14 protein-coding genes are annotated in these 17,331 nt (G+C 71.0%); 7 read left to right on the forward strand and 7 right to left on the reverse strand.

The annotated features are described in order from the left end of the window. Window positions 1-16 precede the first annotated feature (16 nt). Window positions 17-1,174, reverse strand: coding sequence for a 3-ketosteroid-9-alpha-monooxygenase, oxygenase component (locus ACZYRU_RS15690; protein ID WP_488958021.1), 1,158 nt, complete (start codon window positions 1,172-1,174; stop codon window positions 17-19). An 83-nt stretch (window positions 1,175-1,257) separates the two neighbouring features. Here ACZYRU_RS15690 and ACZYRU_RS15695 point away from each other — a divergent pair, with 83 nt between their 5' ends. From ACZYRU_RS15695 to ACZYRU_RS15705, 3 genes are read left to right on the forward strand one after another with little or no spacing between them, the layout of a single operon-like run. Next, entirely contained in the window at window positions 1,258-2,448 is a 1,191-nt protein-coding gene (locus tag ACZYRU_RS15695; protein WP_488958022.1) for an acyl-CoA dehydrogenase family protein, read from the forward strand. 9 nt (window positions 2,449-2,457) lie between these two features. Further along, a complete protein-coding gene (locus ACZYRU_RS15700) occupies window positions 2,458-3,465 on the forward strand; it encodes an acyl-CoA dehydrogenase family protein (protein WP_488958023.1) in 1,008 nt (335 codons plus the stop codon). Next, window positions 3,462-4,982: an AMP-binding protein gene (locus ACZYRU_RS15705; RefSeq protein WP_488958024.1), complete on the forward strand. Its 1,521-nt coding sequence runs from the start codon at window positions 3,462-3,464 to the stop codon at window positions 4,980-4,982. The genes ACZYRU_RS15700 and ACZYRU_RS15705 overlap by 4 nt, the downstream gene beginning before the upstream one ends. Here the strand turns inward: ACZYRU_RS15705 and ACZYRU_RS15710 are convergent, their stop codons facing one another. Further along, window positions 4,983-6,500, reverse strand: a complete 1,518-nt coding sequence (locus ACZYRU_RS15710) for an LVIVD repeat-containing protein (RefSeq protein WP_488958025.1) — start codon at window positions 6,498-6,500, stop codon at window positions 4,983-4,985. A 95-nt stretch (window positions 6,501-6,595) separates the two neighbouring features. Between ACZYRU_RS15710 and ACZYRU_RS15715 the strand changes: the two genes are divergently transcribed. Next, window positions 6,596-7,234, forward strand: coding sequence for a maleylpyruvate isomerase N-terminal domain-containing protein (locus ACZYRU_RS15715; RefSeq protein WP_488958026.1), 639 nt, complete (start codon window positions 6,596-6,598; stop codon window positions 7,232-7,234). 26 nt (window positions 7,235-7,260) lie between these two features. On the opposite strand, the gene ACZYRU_RS15720 is transcribed toward ACZYRU_RS15715, so the two are convergent. The 4 genes from ACZYRU_RS15720 to ACZYRU_RS15735 are packed head-to-tail and all read right to left on the reverse strand — an operon-like array spanning window position 7,261 to window position 11,234. Further along, the gene (locus ACZYRU_RS15720) at window positions 7,261-7,914 is read right to left on the reverse strand and encodes an SDR family oxidoreductase (protein ID WP_488958027.1); all 654 of its coding nucleotides are present in this window, start codon (window positions 7,912-7,914) and stop codon (window positions 7,261-7,263) included. Window positions 7,915-7,945: 31 nt separating this feature from the next. After that, window positions 7,946-8,446 (reverse strand): hypothetical protein, encoded by a 501-nt coding sequence (locus ACZYRU_RS15725; protein WP_488958028.1) that lies wholly within the window; start codon window positions 8,444-8,446, stop codon window positions 7,946-7,948. 47 nt (window positions 8,447-8,493) lie between these two features. Next, complete coding sequence (locus tag ACZYRU_RS15730; protein ID WP_488958029.1) at window positions 8,494-9,600, reverse strand: NAD(P)H-dependent flavin oxidoreductase; 1,107 nt, start codon at window positions 9,598-9,600, stop codon at window positions 8,494-8,496. Then, complete coding sequence (locus tag ACZYRU_RS15735) at window positions 9,600-11,234, reverse strand: acyl-CoA synthetase (RefSeq protein ID WP_488958030.1); 1,635 nt, start codon at window positions 11,232-11,234, stop codon at window positions 9,600-9,602. The genes ACZYRU_RS15730 and ACZYRU_RS15735 overlap by 1 nt, the downstream gene beginning before the upstream one ends. A gap of 47 nt (window positions 11,235-11,281) precedes the next feature. On the opposite strand from ACZYRU_RS15735, the gene ACZYRU_RS15740 reads away from it, so the two are divergent. Further along, complete coding sequence (locus ACZYRU_RS15740) at window positions 11,282-12,064, forward strand: crotonase/enoyl-CoA hydratase family protein (RefSeq protein WP_488958031.1); 783 nt, start codon at window positions 11,282-11,284, stop codon at window positions 12,062-12,064. 6 nt (window positions 12,065-12,070) lie between these two features. Here the strand turns inward: ACZYRU_RS15740 and ACZYRU_RS15745 are convergent, their stop codons facing one another. Continuing rightward, complete coding sequence (locus tag ACZYRU_RS15745; RefSeq protein ID WP_488958032.1) at window positions 12,071-12,691, reverse strand: HAD family hydrolase; 621 nt, start codon at window positions 12,689-12,691, stop codon at window positions 12,071-12,073. Window positions 12,692-12,756: 65 nt separating this feature from the next. On the opposite strand from ACZYRU_RS15745, the gene ACZYRU_RS15750 reads away from it, so the two are divergent. Next, on the forward strand, window positions 12,757-13,455 hold the full coding sequence (locus ACZYRU_RS15750) for a hypothetical protein (protein WP_488958033.1): 699 nt from the start codon (window positions 12,757-12,759) through the stop codon (window positions 13,453-13,455). A gap of 100 nt (window positions 13,456-13,555) precedes the next feature. After that, entirely contained in the window at window positions 13,556-17,329 is a 3,774-nt protein-coding gene (locus ACZYRU_RS15755) for a hypothetical protein (RefSeq protein WP_488958034.1), read from the forward strand. The last annotated feature ends 2 nt before the right edge of the window (window positions 17,330-17,331 follow it).

Consider the following 17,331-nt stretch of genomic DNA (forward strand, 5'->3'; position numbering starts at 1 on the left):
CGCGGGTCTCCGGGCCTCAGGCGTCCGCGGGCGCGGCGGCCTCGGCGGCCGCCCGCTTGGCGAGGTTCTCGGCGACCTCGGCGTGCCAGTACTCGTTGGCCTTCGTGGTGTCGACCTCGAACTCGAAGCGGTCGGTCATCTCGGGCGCGATGTCGGCGACGTCGACGTAGAACTGCTCGTACCAGCGGCGCAGCTGGTAGACCGGGCCGTCCTCCTCGCACAGCAGCGGGTTCTGGACGGCGACCTTGTTCTCCCAGATCGCGACGTCCTGCAGGAAGCCGTCACCGAAGGACTCGGTGTAGCGCTCGGCGATGTAGGCGCAGGTCTTCTCGTCGAGCCCCTCGGGCTTCTTGACCGTGATGCCGTACTGCAGCAGGAACGACTCGGGGCCGGTCGGGATGTGGCAGTTGATGAGGATGACCTCGGTGATGAAGCCCTTGTAGTCGACCTCGAGCCAGTTGATCATGTACGACGGCCCGTAGTAGGTCGCGACCGACTTGAGGGTCGAGTTCTCGTCGCCGTACCCGCCGCCCATCGTGTCCGGGCGGCCCTTCGACTCCATGAACTGGGTCGCGGTGTGCCCGTCGAAGATGTTGCGGAAGCTGGTCGGGAACGCGAAGTGCACGTAGTAGAAGTGCGCCATGTCGGCGACGTTGTCGATCAGCTCACGGCAGTGCGAGCCGTTGATCTCCCGGGTGTTCCACGACCACGGCGTGTACTTGTCCGACATCACCTCGGGCAGCTCGGGCGGCAGGATGTCGTGGTCGGCCGCGGAGCCCTCCGGGTCGTGCCAGATCAGCAGCTGCCCGTTGCGCACGACGGTCTCGTAGCGCTGGGTGCGAGCCCGCAGCGGGACGCGCCGCGCGTACGGGATCTCCTTGCACTTGCCGTCGCCACCCCAGCGCCAGTCGTGGAACGGGCAGGCGATGTTGTCGCCCTTGACCTCGCCCTGGGTCAGGTCGCCGCCCATGTGGCGGCAGTAGCCGTCGAGCACGTTGAGCTCACCGTTGGCGCCCTGCCACACGACCAGCTTGGTCCCGAACCCGTGGATGGCGTGCGGCTTGCCGTCGGCGAAGTCCGAGGCCAGCCCGAGGCAGTGCCAGCCGCGAGCGAAGCGGATCGGCGTCGTTCCCTGGTCGAGACTCCGCGCAACGGTCGGGAGGGTGTCGGTCATGTAGAACACGTTACAGTTTTGCCGTTAAGGTGACAACAACCGGCCCGCCGAAGGGCCGACCGAGGACCCGCACAGGAGACCCGATGCACATCGACCTGGAGCCGCAGCAGGTAGCCCTGCGCGAGGAGCTCCGCGAGTACTTCGCCCAGCTCGTCACCCCCGAGATCCGCGCCGGACTGGCCTCCGCCACCGGCGAGTTCGGCGAGGCGAGCGTCTACAAGGACGTGATCCGCCAGATCGGCAGCGACGGCTGGCTCGGCATCGGCTGGCCCAAGGAGTACGGCGGCCAGGCCCGCTCCATGGTCGAGCAGCTGATCTTCACCGACGTCGCCGCGATCGCGGGCGTCCCGATCCCGTACCTGACGCTCAACACCGTCGGGCCGACGATCATGCGCTACGGCAGCGAGGAGCAGAAGGAGTACTTCCTCCCCAAGATCCTCGCCGGCGAGCTGCACTTCTCGATCGGCTACTCCGAGCCCGGCTCGGGCACCGACCTCGCCTCGCTCAAGACCAAGGCGACGCTCGAGGGCGACGAGTGGGTCATCAACGGGCAGAAGATGTGGACCTCGCTCATCCAGTACGCCGACTGGCTCTGGATGGCCTGCCGTACCGAGCCCGACGCACCCCGCCACAAGGGCCTGTCGATGATCCTCGTCCCGGCCGACGCGCCGGGCGTGTCGTACACCCCCGTGCACACCGTCGCCGGGGTCGGTACGTCGGCGACGTACTACTCCGACGTCCGCGTCCCCGCGTCCAACCTGGTCAGCGAGCGCGGTGGCGGCTGGGCGCTGATGACCAACCAGCTCAACCACGAGCGGGTGGCCCTGACCTCGGCCGCTCCCCTGCAGCACTCGCTGACCCTGGTCAAGGACTGGGCCCGCGAGACCCACAACCCCGACGGCACGCGCGTCATCGACACCGAGTGGGTGCAGATCGCGCTCGGCCGGGCGCACGCCCGGATCGAGGCGCTCACGCTGATCAACTGGAAGCTGGCCGCGGACGCCGACCACGGCGTACCGCTCTCGCCGGCCGAGGCGTCGGCCACCAAGATCTACGGCTCCGAGCTCGCGACCGAGGTCTACCGCTCGTTGATGGAGGTCGTCGGGCCGCACGCCGGGATCACCGGCGACTCCCCCGGTGCCGTGCTCGCCGGCCGCCTCGAGCGGTTCCACCGCTCGTCGCTGGTCATGACCTTCGGCGGCGGTACCAACGAGATCCAGCGCGACATCATCGGGTACGTCGGCCTCGGCCTGCCCGCCGCGAAGCGAGCCTGAGGAGCTGACATGGACTTTCTCTTCACCCCCGAGCAGGACGAGGCCGCCGAGTTGGCGGCCCAGATCCTCGCCGACAAGACCACCAACGACCGCCTCAAGGAGGTCGAGGCCGGCGGTGACCGCTTCGACCGCGAGCTGTGGGCGACCCTGGGCGACGCCTTCGACTGGACCGAGCTGGACCTGGTCATGGTCGCGCGCGTGCTCGTCGAGGTCGGCAAGCGCGTCGCGCCCGTGCCGCTGGCCGTGCACGCCGCCTGCATCACCGTGCTCGGCGACGCCGCGGACACCACGAAGCTCTACGCCGCCGCCGTCGCCGAGGAGCGCGCGCACCTGCCCGCCGCCCCGACCGTCACGGCGGACGCGTCCGGCGCCCTGACCGGCACCAAGACCCTGGTCCGGGCGGGCATGGCCGCTGACGCACTGCTCGTCACCGCGACCGGTCCGTCCGGCGTGGGCGTGTACCTCCTCGACGCTGCGGCCCCGGGCGTCAAGCGGGTCGCGCAGAAGACCAGCGACGGCGACGTCGCGGCCCTGGTGACCTTCTCCGGCGCCGCCGCCACCCAGGTCGGCGGCGCGGAGGCGCCCGAGCGTCTCGGCCAGCTCCTCGTCGCGCTCGCCGCGGCCGAGCAGCTCGGCGTGACCGAGGGTGCGCTGCGCCTGACCTCGGAGTACGCCAAGACCCGCGAGCAGTTCGGTCGCCCGATCGGCACCTTCCAGGCCGTCTCGCAGCGCCTGGCCGACGGGTTCATCGACGTGCTCGGCCAGCGGCTCACCCTGTGGCAGGCGATCTGGCGCCTCGAGGAAGGCCTGCCGGCCGCGACCGAGGTCGCGACCGCGAAGCTCTGGGCCGCCGACGCGGGCCACCGGATCGCGCACACCACCGTCCACGTGCACGGCGGTGTCGGCATCGACCTCGACGGCGAGGCGCACCGGTACTTCACCAGCGGCAAGCGGTTCGAGTTCCTCTTCGGCGGCGCCACCGAGCAGGCGCTGGCGATCGGCCGCAGCTTCGCATGACGGTCCGGGACCTGCTTCTCGCCCGCTCGGACGACGACCGACCGGCGCTGCGCTGGCGGGAAGCAGGTTCCGTCCGTGAGCTGTCGTGGCGACAGTACGTCGCCGCGGCGGCTCGCCTGGCCGCTTCGCTCGAGGCCCGGCTCGCCACAGGACGACCGGCTCACGTCGGCGTCCTGCTGCCCAACGGGCCCGCCTTCGCCCTGCACCTCGCGGCCGCGGGGCTCGGCGGCCACGTGCTGGTCGGCCTCAACGCGACCCGCCGCGGCGCGGCGCTCGACGCGGATGTCGCGAAGGCCGACTGCCAGCTCGTCGTGGACTCCCCCGACCTGGCGCTCGCGGCGCTCGCCGCCACCGACGACGGGATCGAGAGCTTGTCGAGCCTGTCGAGACCCCCCACGCCGGACTCGCTGTTCATGCTGATCTTCACCAGCGGCACCAGCGGCTCCCCCAAGGCCGTGCGGGTCACCCACTCCAAGATCACCGGCCCCGGCACCCACCTCGTCGGGCGGCTCGGGCTGACGAGCGACGACGTGCACTACGTCTCGATGCCGATGTTCCACTCCAACGCCGTGATGGCGGGCTGGGCACCTGCCCTGACCACCGGCGCCACGTTCGCAGTGGCGGGGTTCTCGGCACGCGGGTTCCTGCCCGACGTACGCGACTTCGGGGCGACCTACGCCAACTACGTCGGCAAGCCACTCACCTACGTCCTCGCGACCGAGGAGCAGCCGGACGACGCGGACAACCCACTGCGGCTGGTGTTCGGCAACGAGGCCAACGAGGCCGACATCGCGGCCTTCGCCGAGCGCTTCGGCTGCGAGGTCGTCGACTCCTACTCCTCGACCGAGAACGCCGTCATCGTGCAGCGCCGTGCCGACATGCCCGCCGGCAGCCTCGGCATGCCCCTGCCCGGGGTGGAGGTGCGCTCGCCCGAGACCGGCGAGCCCACGCCCGACGCCGTGTTCGACGCCACCGGCCGGCTCAGCAACGCCGACGAGGCGATCGGCGAGCTCGTGAACACCACCGGCGCCGGCGCGTTCGCCGGCTACTACAAGGACGAGGCCGCTGAGGCCGAGCGGATGCGCGGCGGGATGTACTGGTCCGGCGACCTCGCCTACCGCGACTCCGACGGCTGGGTCTACTTCGCCGGCCGGTCCGGCGACTGGCTGCGTGTCGACGGCGAGAACCTCGCCACCGCGCCGATCGAGCGGATCCTGCTGCGGCACCCGTCGATCGGCGAAGCGGCCGTGTACGCCGTCCCCGACCCCCGCGTCGGCGACCAGGTCGCCTGCGCGCTGCTGCTGCGCGGCCCTCTCACGCCCGAGGGCCTCGAGGACTTCCTGGCCGCCCAGGACGACCTGTCGGCCAAGGCGTGGCCGCGGTTCGTGCGGGTCGTCGACGAGCTGCCGCGCACCGCCACCAACAAGGTGGTCAAGCGCGACCTCGCCGCTGCCGGGATCGCCCCCGAGGACGCAGCCGTGTGGGTGCGAGCGGAGCGCGGGACGTCGTACGCCTGATCAGGGCAGCAGCGCCGCGGCCGGGCCCTTCAGCCCGACGGCGAAGAAGCCCTCGTCCAGGTCGGTGTACCAGACCTGCTGGTGCTCGACGTCCCATGCGGGCTGCGACAGTGCGGCACCGCCGTTGGGGCCGGGCTCGTTGAAGTAGCCGACCTCGCGCGGGTGCGCGAGATCGGAGATGTCGAAGAGCCGCAGCCCGGACCCGATCATCGAGCAGCCCGCGATCCGCGGCTCGTCGCGCGTCGGCAGCGAGCAGTAGTGCCCGGTGTAGCTGCGCACGATCACCCGGGCGCCCGGGTCGTCCATCACGTCGGCGCGCAGCAGCGGGTCGTGGACCTCGAGGCGGACGTTCGAGACGACGTACGGCGCCCGCGGGTCGGTCACGTCGATGATCCGCGCCGCACCGACCGGGCTCCTCGGCGAGTTGATCCGCGCGAAGTCGCCGAACAGGTCGCTGAACTCGTCGACCTCGAGGACGTACTGCCGCCCGTCACGGGTGAACGGCTCGGCGACCTGCGGGATCGACGACTCGTCCCAGGTCAGCCGCGAGAGCGTGCGGATGCCCGGGTTCGGGCGCCGGTCCTGCACGTCGGAGACGTCGAGGACGTCGAGGCCGGCGCCCTCGAGCAGGCCCCCGGTGAGGATGCTGGGGCTGCCGATGTTCGCGACGTACATGGTGCGGCCGTCGTCGGAGAGCCGCAGCCCGTGGTAGACGACGCCGGTCTTCGTCTTCAGCACCCGCGGGCGCCGCGGGTCGGCGAGATCGACGGCGGTGAGGGTGAAGCCCGCGGCGCCGGCGGTCCAGAAGGTCCGGCCGTCGGGCGCGAAGCCGCTCTCGTGACCCATCACTCCGGACAGGGTCGTCGACATCAGCCGCGGGTGGCGGCAGTCCTGGCTGGCGTCGTACACGTCGAGCACGCCCGGCGCCGTCGCAAGGGTGCCCATGACGGCCGCGACCAGACCGCGCTCCTGGTTGACCAGCAGGGACTCGTGCGGCTGCAGCATCGCCGGCGTGATCAGGTTGGCCGTCCTGACCGGGTGCGCCGGGTCGGTCATGTCGAGCACGACGACGCCCAGGCCCGCGCCGCCGGTCAGCAGGCCCGGCAGGTTGAGGCCGACCATCATCGCCGAGTCGTAGTAGGCGCAGGTGCGGCCGGTGACGTCGATGTAGCGCTGCACCTTGTAGCCGCCCGAGCCGAGCTGGGAGCGCTTGCCGTGGTGTCCGACCTCGACCGTGTTGCAGCGGTAGCCCTGGGCCGCGCGGCCCGAGGCGTAGTCCGCCGCAGGGACCCGACCCTGCTGCGCGGTCTCCGGCAGGTCGCCGTCTGCGCAGGTCGCCCGCGGTACGCCGCTCAGCGACAGGTCGGCCTGCGAGGATCCCGCCGTCGCCACCGCGCCGGCCAGCACCAGCGCGGCCGCCACCGCGGCGAGCCCCAGCCGGCGTACGGCCTGCGGCCGGCGTGGGTGCGTGCGCTCCGCGCGGTCGGTCGTGTCCTCGTGCACCATGGCGACCCCCATGTCGTCGTCGGTACGACGACCCCCGGCCGCCGAGTGCGCCCACCCTCGCACGGCGCAGCGGCTCCGTCGAGCACCTCCTCATCTAGCCTGCGGGTATGGACCACGCCTCCTTCGTCGATGCCGCCCGGATCGCCCTCGACCTCGCCGCCAGCACCGAGGTGAAGGCCGGCTGGCACGACGAGAGCTCGTGCGCGGGGATGACGGTGGGCGGCCTGGCGCACCACCTCCTGCAGCAGGCCGGCAACACGGTGCGCCTGCTCGAGCTGGAGCCGGTCGCCGAGCCGGCGATCCCGCTGCTGGAGCACTACGCCCGCGCGGCCTGGGTCGAGGCGGGCCCCGACGACGAGGTGAACGTGTCCGTCCGCGAGGGTGCCGATGCTGCAGCGGCGGGCGGGCCCGACGACGTCATCGCGCACGGCACGGCAGCTCTCGAGCGCCTGCCTGCCCTGCTGCTCGAGCACCACCACCGCGTCCCGGACCAGGTCCGGATCCCCTGGCAGGGCTGGTCGCTGAGCACCGGCGACTTCCTCGTCACCCGGGCCATGGAGATCGTCGTGCACGCGGACGACCTCGCGAGCAGCGTCGGCCTCGACACGCCGGAGTTCCCGGACGACGTCCTCGCCGACGTCCTCGCCCTGCTCAGCGCGGTCGCCGTGCGCCGCCACGGCCAGGCCGCCGTCGTCCGGGCGCTCAGCCGACCGCAGCGGGCGCCGGAGAGTGTCTCGGCCTTCTGAGGCCCGACCTCTCCTCAGCCTCGGTCTCAGCCGGTGTAGGGGATCTCCGCGCGCCAGTCCGCCTCGTCCTGGTCGATCGCGGCCCGCAGCGCCCGCGCGACGTTGTCGGGGGCGAACGGGCCGTCCTTCTTGAGCAGGCCGCGGACGGTCACGGAGACCGCGCGGATCCCGTCGCCCTTGAGGGTGGCGTCGATGCTGCGCACGAGGTTCTGCACCCCGGCCTTCTGCACGCCCAGCGACGCGGCCCCGAACCACGGCGAGTCGGCGGCCATGCTGCCGGTCACGGTCACCCGGCCGCCCGGACCCATGAACGGGCGGGCCGCCTGGACGAGCGAGAGCAGCGCGCCGACACCGAGCCGGACGTCCGCGAGCAGCTCGTCGGGGGTCAGGCTCAGCGGGTCCTTCTCGCGGTACGCCGACGGGTTGAAGTGCACGACGTCGAGGTGCCCGACGTGCTCCCCCATCCGGGTCACGGCGGCGCGGGTGGCCGCGTCGTCGGTGAGGTCGACGACCGCCGAGCCGGCGACGGCGCCGGCCGCCTCGACCTCGCTGCGCAGCTGCGCCAGCACGTCCTCCTCGGCGCCGAGCAGGCAGACCGAGCCGCCCTCCGCGGCGTACAGGCGGGCGAGCGAGCCGCTCACCCCGGGTCCGGCTCCAGCGATCAGCACGTTGCGGGTCATCCCGGCAGCCTAGTGAACCTCGGCCGGCGCGCTACCCCGCGCAGTCGTCGAGCTCGGTACGCGGCACGACCTCGCCGTCGCGGACGAGGACCTGGTCGGGAGCAAGCGAGGCGAGCTGGGCCGGGGTGAAGGAGACCTGCGTGGCCTCGGCGTCCTCACCGGCGTCGGCGGCGGTCAGCACGTACGTGCGGTCGTCGTCGAGTGTCAGCTCCTCCGGGCCGTTCCAGCCGTCGTTCGCGCCACCGAGGACGAGCTCGACCGTTCCGTCGCGCCCGCTCGTGGCCTGCCAGGTCGCAATCACCGGGTTCGGCTCGTCGTCGGCCAGGCCGGTGCGGTCGCCGGACAGCTGGACCGTGTCGACCTCGCCGTGGCACACCCCGACGACCACGACCGGGCGGCCGTCGGCGCCCGCAGTGATGGCTGCCGTGCCGAGCACGTCGGCATCGACGGCGTTGCCGCAGGCACCGAGGGCCGCGATGGTGGGCATGAGAGCGAGCACGAACAGGCTGGAGGGGCGCAGGAGCGAGGTCATGCTCCGATCCTGCGCACCCGTGCTCGGATCCGGTTGAGTACCCGACCTCAGATCCCGGCGATCCCGTCCAGCTTCTTGACCGTCGCCTCGAACTCGGCGACCAGGTCCGCGACGACCTCGGCGACCGGGCGGACCTCGTTCATCCGCCCGACGATCTGCCCGATGGGCATGGAGATCACGTCCGGGTCGCCGGAGGCGTTGATCCGGTTGTGGGCGTCGGCGACGAGGAGGTTCTGCAGCGGCATCGGCAGCGGCGCCGGAGCACCCTCCTCCGACCAGGCCTCGGTCCACCGCGTCTTGAGCAGGCGGGCCGGCTTCCCGGTGTAGATCCGGGTCCGCACGGTGTCGGACGAGGTGGCCCGCAGGAACGCGGTCTCCCAGCCCTTGTTGCCGGCGAGGTTGCGGTACTCCTCGGTGCCGAGCCAGATCGAGCCGGTCCACACGCCCTGCGCGCCGAGCGCGAGCGAGGCCGCGATCTGGCGGCCCGAGCCGATGCCACCGGCGCCGAGGACGGGCACGTCCGGGCCGACCGCATCGACGATGTCGGGGGTGAGGACCATGCTGGCGATCTCGCCGGTGTGGCCGCCTGCCTCGTAGCCCTGGGCGATGATGATGTCGACGCCGTTGGCGACGTGGCTCAGCGCGTGCTTCGGCGCACCGGCCAGCGCGGCGACCTTGAGCCCGGCCTCGTGGCACTGCTCGATCACGTCGACCGGCGGCGAGCCGAGCGCGTTGGCGATGAGCACCGGGCGGTGCTGCAGCGCGACGTCCACGTGGGAGCGCGCGACCGAGTGCAGCCAGCCGAGCACGCCCTCGCGGCCCTCGCCCTCCGGCAGCGGCGGGACGCCGAGCTTGAGCAGCGTCTCGTCGACGAACTTCTTGTGGTCCTCGGGGATGTACGTCGACAGGTCGGCCGAGGTGCCCTCGGTGGGGATCTTCATCGGCATGACCACGTCGACGCCGTACGGCTTGCCGTCGGTGTTCTCGTCCATCCAGGTCAGGACCCGGTCGAGCTCGTCGGTGTCGTTGAACCGGACGCAGCCCAGCACGCCCAGGCCGCCGGCGCGCGACACGGCGGCCGCGACGTGCTCGGACGGGGTGAAGGCGAAGATCGGGTACTCGATGCCGAAGGCATCGCACAGGGCGGTGTGCATCAGGCGTTCGCTCCTTCGTTCTCGTCACGGGAGGCAAGTGCGAGCTCCTTGGCCCGCGGGTATTGCGCCTTGCCCGTCGCGTTGCGGGGGATCTCCGGCACGATCGTCAGCGCGCGGGGCAGCTTGTAGCCGGACAGGTGGGCGCGCAGGAAGGTGCGCAGCTCCTCGAGCTCGACCTCGTGCCCGGGGCGGGGCTCGACCACGGCGGCGACCGTCTGGCCGTACTTCTCGTCGGGCAGCCCGACCACCAGGACGTCGTACACACCGGGGTGTGCCTTGATCGCCTGCTCGACCTCCTCCGGGTAGACCTTCTCCCCGCCGGTGTTGATGCAGTTGGAGCCGCGACCGAGCAGGGTGATCCGGTTGCCCTCCTCGATCCGCGCGTTGTCGCCGGGGATCGAGTAGCGGACCCCGTCGATCTCGATGAAGGTCTTCGCCGACTTCTCGGGGTCCTTGTAGTAGCCGACCGGCACGTTGCCCGAGCGGGCGGTGCGACCGATCTTGCCGACGTCCTTGACCGGATCGAGGAGCTGGTTGTCGTCGCCGAGGATCACGGTGGTCGGCGGGATCGAGACGACCGGACCGTCGGTGGACAGGGCGCTGGCGTCCTGCAGGCCGGTGCCCTGGAAGCCGGTCTCCGAGGAGCCGACCGAGTCGGTGAAGACGGCGTTGGGGAAGTGCTTCATCCAGCGCTCCTTCACCGACTTGGAGAAGATCGCGGCGCTGGAGGCGATGGCGAACAGGGTCTGGCCGTCGTAGCCGCCGGCCTCGTAGGCGTCGATGAGCGGGATCGCCATGGCGTCACCGGTCATGAACAGCATCTGCACGCCGTGCTTGTCGACGAGGTCCCAGGTGCGGACCGGGTCGAACTTCGGCTCGAGGATGGTGACCTGGCCGGCGAACAGGTGCATGAGCAGGGACGCCTGCGCGCCGCCGTGCATGAGCGGGCTGAGCGGCAGCGTCACGAGGCTGTCCTGCAGCGCCTTCTTCGACTGGTCGTACTCCTCGAGCGGCTCGGCCGTCATGAAGTCGATGCCGCCGCCGAGCACCCGCCAGAAGTCCTCGTGGCGCCACATGACGCCCTTGGGGAAGCCGGTGGTGCCGCCGGTGTAGATGACGTGGATGTCGTCGGCGCTGCGGGCACCGAAGTCGCGGGCGTCGGACTGGCCGGCGATCGCGTCCTCGAGAGTGACGCCTCCGAACGACGACAGGTCGCTCGCGTCGCCGGGCTCGAGCGGGTTGGGCACCGCGATGATGGTCTTCAGGTCGGGGAACTTCGGCGCGACCTCGGCGACCAGCGGGGCGTACACGCGGTCGTGCACCAGGCCGACGAGGTCGGCGTTGTCGAAGAGGTACTCCAGCTCGCCGGTGACGTAGCGGTAGTTGACGTTGATCGCGACCGCCCGGACCTTGAGGATCCCGATCAGGGCGACGACGTGCTCGATGCTGTTCTTCGCGTAGAGGCCGACGTGGTCGCCCGTCCCGATGCCCTGCGCCTGCAGGTAGTGCGCGAGCTTGTTGGACTCGGACTCCAGCTCGGCGAAGGAGATGACGTCGTCTCCCACCTGGACGGCGGGCTTGTCGGGAACGGCGTCGACGGCGTGTTCGAAGAGATCGGCGATGTTCAGGGCCACGAGGCCGACACTAGAACACGTTTCACTTTTTCGCTAGCGTTGTTCACATGAGCGATTGCCTCGTCGAGCAGGACGGCCACAAGCTGGTCGTCACGATGAACCGACCGGAGCGCCGCAACGCGCTCTCGAGCGAGATGCTGCGGATCATGGAGTCCGCCTGGGACCGGGTGAACGAGGACCCGGAGATCCGGGTCTGCATCCTCACCGGGGCCGGCGGCTACTTCTGCGCCGGCATGGACCTGAAGGCCGCCGACGACAAGCCGCCGTCGGAGAGCTTCGAGTCCGGCGCCTACGACCCGACCACGATCAAGGGCCTGCTCAAGGGCTTCCGGCTCACCAAGCCGCTGATCGCCGCGGTCGAGGGCCCGGCCATCGCCGGCGGCACCGAGATCCTGCAGGGCACCGACATCCGGGTCGCCGGCGAGTCGGCCAAGTTCGGTGTCGCCGAGGCCCGGTGGTCGCTGTACCCGCTGGGCGGTTCCGCGGTCCGGCTCCCCCGCCAGATCCCCTACACCGTCGCGGCGGAGCTGCTGCTGACCGGCCGCACCCTCGGTGCCCCGGAGGCCAAGGAGCTCGGCCTGATCGGCCACGTCGTCCCTGACGGCGAGGCGCTGGCGAAGGCGCACGAGATCGCGGACAAGATCGCGGCCAACGGCCCGCTCGCCGTCCAGGCGATCCTCAAGACGATGCGCGACTCCGAGGGCAAGCACGAGGAGGAGTGCTGGGCCGACGACGCGAAGATCGGCGCAGCCGTGTTCTACTCCGAGGACGCCAAGGAGGGCCCGCGCGCCTTCCTCGAGAAGCGGGCGCCGGAGTTCAAGGGCCGCTGAGAACTCTCAGCTGCGCGCCGCCGCCAGGTGGTCGTCGAGCCAGGCCGGGAAGTCGACCAGGCACGGCAGCACGACGTCCGTCCCGGCGGCGCGCAGCTCCTCGGCGGTGCACCCGCCGGTGAGCACCGAGACGCTGGTGACGCCGGCCGCCAGCGCGCCCTCGACGTCGTGGACGTGGTCACCGACGTAGATCGACGCGCCCTCGCGCCGCAGCACGTCCGCCTTGCCGACGCCCCACACCCAGCCCTCGAGCAGGTCGACGTCGAGGCCGGTGTGGTCCAGGTGCAGCTGCGCGTTCGGGGCGTACTTGCCGGTGACCACGACGACCCGACCGCCGTGGCGTCGTACGGCGGCGATGGCGTCGTGCGCGCCGGGCAGCACCGGCACGTTGGCGATCGCGTGGTCGGGGTAGAGCGCACGGAACCGGTCGCCCGCGGCCGGGATCACCTCGGCCGGCAGGTACGGCGCGAGCAGCATGTCGAGCGGCGGACCGAGCTTGTCCGTCATCTCCTCGACCGGGAAGTCCACACCCAGCTCGCGCCCGAGCTCCAGCAGCACGTCCCGGAAGCCGGGCACCGTGTCGATGAGAGTCAGGTCGAGATCGAACCCGACGACGAGATCCGCCATGGGCGCACGCTATCCGTCGGGATCCGGCGAGGCGTGGGCGGACGGCGACTGGGGAGGATGGGGCCATGGTCGCCCTCCTCGTGTTCACCCTGTTCGGGCTGGTGCTCGTCACGGTCGTCGTGCTGCTGGTGCTCGCCGTGGTCGCGAGCTCGAAGCGCGCGGCCGCGCGACGCCAGGGCCTTGCCGGCCTGGCGTACCAGCGCGAGTGGGAGTACCGGTCCAGCGACCCCGCCCTCGTCGAGCGCTTCGACGGCGCGCCGTTCGGGCGCGGCCACGCGCGCCGGGCCGTCAACGTCCTCGTCGGACGCCACGACGGACGACCGTTCACTGCCTTCGACCACCACCACACGACCGGCAGCGGCGACAGCGCGAGCCACCACGTGCACTCGGTGCTGGCCCTCAACCTGGGCGTGCAGGCGCCGCCGCTCGCGGTGGGCCCGACCACGATGGTGGGGCGCTGGATGGACTCGCTCACCGGCCGCGACATCGAGATCGGCGACCCGGCGTTCGACGCGTACTTCACCGTGCACTCCCCCGCACCGGAGTTCGCGGTCGACGTCCTGCTCTCCGACGTGCGCGCGGTGATGCAGCAGCACCCGAACGTCGCCTGGCGGATCACCGGCGACTCGTTGCTCGTCATCCGCTCGGGCGAGCACTCACCGGAGGAGATCGACGCCAAGCTGCACCTGATGGACGCCCTGCTCGACCGGATCCCGGAGCGGGTCTGGGAGCGGCTCCGGGCCGAGTGGCCCCACCAAAAGTAAAACATTCTCAGGTTTTCTGGCGCCGGCGTCGGCGCAGGAACATAGTGATCCTCGCACTTCCTGCGCTGCTCCCATCCCCCCTCACTGGCAGGTGAACACCGTGCGTCCTCGGATCTTTTGTGCTGCCCTCTCGACGGTCACGATGCTGGCCGTCCTCGTCCATCCCACCGCGGCCCAGGCCGAACCGGGATCGCCCGGTACGCCGGCCGCGGGGGCTGCGGTCACCTGCGCCTCGCCGCCCCAGAGCGACGGCGCGACGCCGGAGAACCGGGACCGGTTCGTCGACCTGTGGTCCGACCGGTTCGCCGACAACGCGTGGCGCAAGCGGTTCATCGCGCTGACGAAGGTCCCCGACGACATCCTCGCCGAGGGCTTCCACGCGCTGCCCGAGGCCACCCAGCTCTGGCTGAGCGCCTGCCTGCTCGACGACCTGCTCACCACCGCGGGCGAGCAGCCCACCGCACAGGACCGCGAGCGGCTCCTCACCGGCGTCGCGCTGGTCATCTTCGGCAAGAAGAGCACCGCGAAGATGCGTGAGGAGCTCAACGAGCCCGCTCCGCCGCCGCCCGCCGACACCCCGCCGGTGAACCGCGACCTGACCGGCCAGCAGCTCGATGCCATGACCGAGGACCTGGCCGACGCCCCGACGCTGACCTCGGCGCAGCAGCCGCGGACGTCCGTGGCCGCGCCGAACGCCAAGGTCTCGAGCAACATCACCGCCGGTGCGCCCTCGTCGTTCAACGACAAGCTGACCGCGCTGCCCGCCGTACCGCTGGTGCTCGACGCGCTGGACGCGCTGCTCCAGGAGGTCAGCAAGGTCCAGGGCAAGCTGTTCACCCTCCCGGTGCTCAACCTGCTCTCGCCGCTCTTCTACAAGATCTGCGCGGAGTCCGCGACGATGGAGCTGGCGTGCAGCGTGTCGGTGCCGGTCGGCGTACCGGTGCCGGCCGACGTCACCGGTGACCACCTCCCGGACGTGCTCGCGCAGCTCACGCCGCTGACCAACCTGATCGACGTGGGCGCCAAGTTCTCGGTCGCCCGGCTCAACGGCAACATCGACCTGCCCGCGCACGTGTTCGCGGTCTACGACACCCCGGTGGTCAAGAAGCGCATCACCGTGGGCATCGACGGCCGCGGGTCGACGCTCGGCTGGAGCAACTCGGCGAAGGTCGTCCTCAAGAACGTCGTCGCCGCCCTGACCGGTGACATCCAGGTCGCGGCCAACGTCTCCACGACCCACCCCGGCGCCACCGAGGCCCTCACGTTCGGCGTGAAGTCGCTGACGGGCGGGAGCGCAGGAGTGCCGGCCACCGAGCAGGACCCGCTGACCGGGTCGGTACAGCTCAGCCCGTTCCCGACGACCCTCGACGTGGGCGCCCGGATGACCCACAGCAGCACGCGGAGCAAGGACACGATCACGGTCGCGACCCCGACGCCGACGAAGGTCGACGCCGTCGTCGACCAGGCCGTCACGTCCGGACCGGTCGACAGCAACCGCCGCTTCACCGCCACCGTCGACCAGCTGCCCAGCAACGTGCAGATCGACCTCACCCGCCAGGGCAAGCACCAGAACATCGAGTACACCGCCAACAACGAGATCGGCTTCGTCCAGGCGACCGACACCACCACGCCGGACGTCACGCAGCCGACCAAGGTCGACCACGCGGTCTACCAGGTGCACGGCGTACCGGCGCACATGCAGGTCGACCTCGACGGCAACCTGATCGAGTACGGCGCCAGCGACACCATCGACAAGGTCTACGCCGGCGTCGAGCGGATGAACGGCGATGCCGTCACCGCCGAGGTCCGTGACATCCCCGACCACGCGAAGGTCATGTTCGACGGCAAGAACTCCGTCCTCGACTGGGACGCGTCGGCAGCGACCACCAGCGTCGCGGCCTCCGCGCACCTGACGGCGGACACCCTCGGCACCGACCGCGCCTTCGACGCGGGGCTCACCATCGACTCGATCCCCGCGAAGTGGAACGCGAGCTGGGCCGACGGCAACGTGCTGTTCGAGGCACCACAGGCCGGGATCGGCGCGATCACGGCGAATGTCACCAACCACGAGACCTACCAGACGCTCCCGGGCGACCACCTCAGCGCGTACTACGACGAGGCCTCCGGCAACCTGGACGCGAGCCTGCGGATCAGCAACCTGCGTCGGGCGGCGTTCAGCAAGGTTCCCGACACCGGCAACGGCGGGGGCTTCGAGGCTGGCCTCGACATGGGCGACCACGGCGCCTTCGCCTTCTCCGGGGAGGTCCACGCGGCCCTCGGGGACCTGAAGGCCACCGGCAACCTCACCAACCTGCCGGCCAGCATCACGCTGCGCAGCGAGGGCGGCCGGATCACCTACACCGGCGACTCGCACCCGGACGCCACCATCTCGGTGGCGGCGGGCAAGGCAGCGGCCCTGGCTGCCACACCGGAGCCGCCGCAGGTCCACGGTGTCGCGGTTCGCGACGGCGCCAGCGGCACCGACAAGGCGGTCCGGGCGAAGGTCTACCTGACCGGTCTCCCCACGGGTCTCGACCTGGACACGGTCCACGGCACCTACACGCTGACGGGCTACCACCCGACGATCGGCACCCTGGTCGTCGACGCCGTGCTCCAGGCCCTGGCCCCGAAGCCGCTGAGCCTGCAGCTGCAGCAGGGCGTGCCGACCGCGACGCCGGTCGACATCACGATCGGGCCGATCACCACGGCGACCCGTCCGGACGGCACCCACACGATCGCGCTCGACTACAACGCGAGCCAGCCGCTCGGCGCGTTGCACGCGAACGCGACGTACGACAACACCGACGAGGCGCAGCTGGACATCAGCGCGATCCCCGCCTCGATCAGCGTCGACGCCGCGTTCGGGGCCGACACGAAGACCGTCAACGTCGACATGAGCCAGGGCATCAGCGACATCACCGCCGCCTACAAGCATGTCGGTGACCTCGACCTGGCGGCCTCGGTGCACCTGCACGACGTACCGAAGACGGTCGACATCACGATCGGGAAGGACACCACCTCGGGCGGCGGCACCACCGTCGACGCACCGGTGTTCACGATGGAGACCGACGCCGCGGGCCTGGACATCGACGCCTTCGCCTCGGCCGCGATCACCGACCCGGTCGACGCCACCGCCGCGGTCGCCCTGACCGTGACGAACCTCGGCAAGACCGTCACCGCCGCGCTCGACGGTGCCCGGCTGCACCTGACGTCGACGCCGGCCACCGAGGCGTTCGCGCTCGAGGCCGCCGGGCGGGTGCAGAAGACGATCGACCTCGGTTGGGACGGCGGCATCTTCCAGAACAGCGGCCACCTCGCCGCCGACCTGAGGATCAAGCGGGTCACGCTCGGGCTGACCGACTTCTCCGACGTGAACCTGCGCCTGGGCTTCACGACCGGTCTCGACGGCAGCTTCGGCACCTTCACCTTCGGCCAGGACAGCAACCTGACCGTCGGGCTCGAGGAGCACTTCTCGGTCTACATCGACTGGCCCGACCCGCTCGGCTCGGACACGATCCCGCTGGTCGACATCGACGCGCTGACGATCCCGTTCGGCAACGTCGCGCCGCGCTGGCACATCAACACGAACGTCTACGGCCGGATCTTCCACATCCCGGTGCTGGAGTTCGGGATCGCGAACTGCGGTGTCACCTTCGACGCCCGGCCCGCACCCGGCTACACGACCGGCGGCAACACGTTCACCCTCGGCCAGCCGCCCAACGACGGGACCCACACCCCCGCCTGGCTGATCACGCCCGACATCAACCTGCTCGGCTTCTCGCTGCCGGACTTCGGGCTCGACATCATCGCGTACTTCCTGTCACCGTACGGCCACGGGATCGACGCCTACCCGGAGTGCGAGTGGGGTCCCTGACG

This window comes from Nocardioides sp. F233, assembly GCF_057813895.1.

Bases quoted from the DNA above. Each gene is read 5' to 3' on its own strand.
- ACZYRU_RS15730 (WP_488958029.1), bottom strand. From the start codon at position 9,600: ATGCACACCGCCCTGTGCGATGCCTTCGGCATCGAGTACCCGATCTTC.
- ACZYRU_RS15725 (WP_488958028.1), bottom strand. From the start codon at position 8,446: ATGACCTCGCTCCTGCGCCCCTCCAGCCTGTTCGTGCTCGCTCTCATG.
- ACZYRU_RS15710 (WP_488958025.1), bottom strand. From the start codon at position 6,500: ATGGGGGTCGCCATGGTGCACGAGGACACGACCGACCGCGCGGAGCGC.
- ACZYRU_RS15700 (WP_488958023.1), top strand. From the start codon at position 2,458: ATGGACTTTCTCTTCACCCCCGAGCAGGACGAGGCCGCCGAGTTGGCG.
- ACZYRU_RS15740 (WP_488958031.1), top strand. From the start codon at position 11,282: ATGAGCGATTGCCTCGTCGAGCAGGACGGCCACAAGCTGGTCGTCACG.
- ACZYRU_RS15750 (WP_488958033.1), top strand. From the start codon at position 12,757: ATGGTCGCCCTCCTCGTGTTCACCCTGTTCGGGCTGGTGCTCGTCACG.
- ACZYRU_RS15720 (WP_488958027.1), bottom strand. From the start codon at position 7,914: ATGACCCGCAACGTGCTGATCGCTGGAGCCGGACCCGGGGTGAGCGGC.
- ACZYRU_RS15690 (WP_488958021.1), bottom strand. From the start codon at position 1,174: ATGACCGACACCCTCCCGACCGTTGCGCGGAGTCTCGACCAGGGAACG.
- ACZYRU_RS15705 (WP_488958024.1), top strand. From the start codon at position 3,462: ATGACGGTCCGGGACCTGCTTCTCGCCCGCTCGGACGACGACCGACCG.
- ACZYRU_RS15745 (WP_488958032.1), bottom strand. From the start codon at position 12,691: ATGGCGGATCTCGTCGTCGGGTTCGATCTCGACCTGACTCTCATCGAC.
- ACZYRU_RS15715 (WP_488958026.1), top strand. From the start codon at position 6,596: ATGGACCACGCCTCCTTCGTCGATGCCGCCCGGATCGCCCTCGACCTC.
- ACZYRU_RS15695 (WP_488958022.1), top strand. From the start codon at position 1,258: ATGCACATCGACCTGGAGCCGCAGCAGGTAGCCCTGCGCGAGGAGCTC.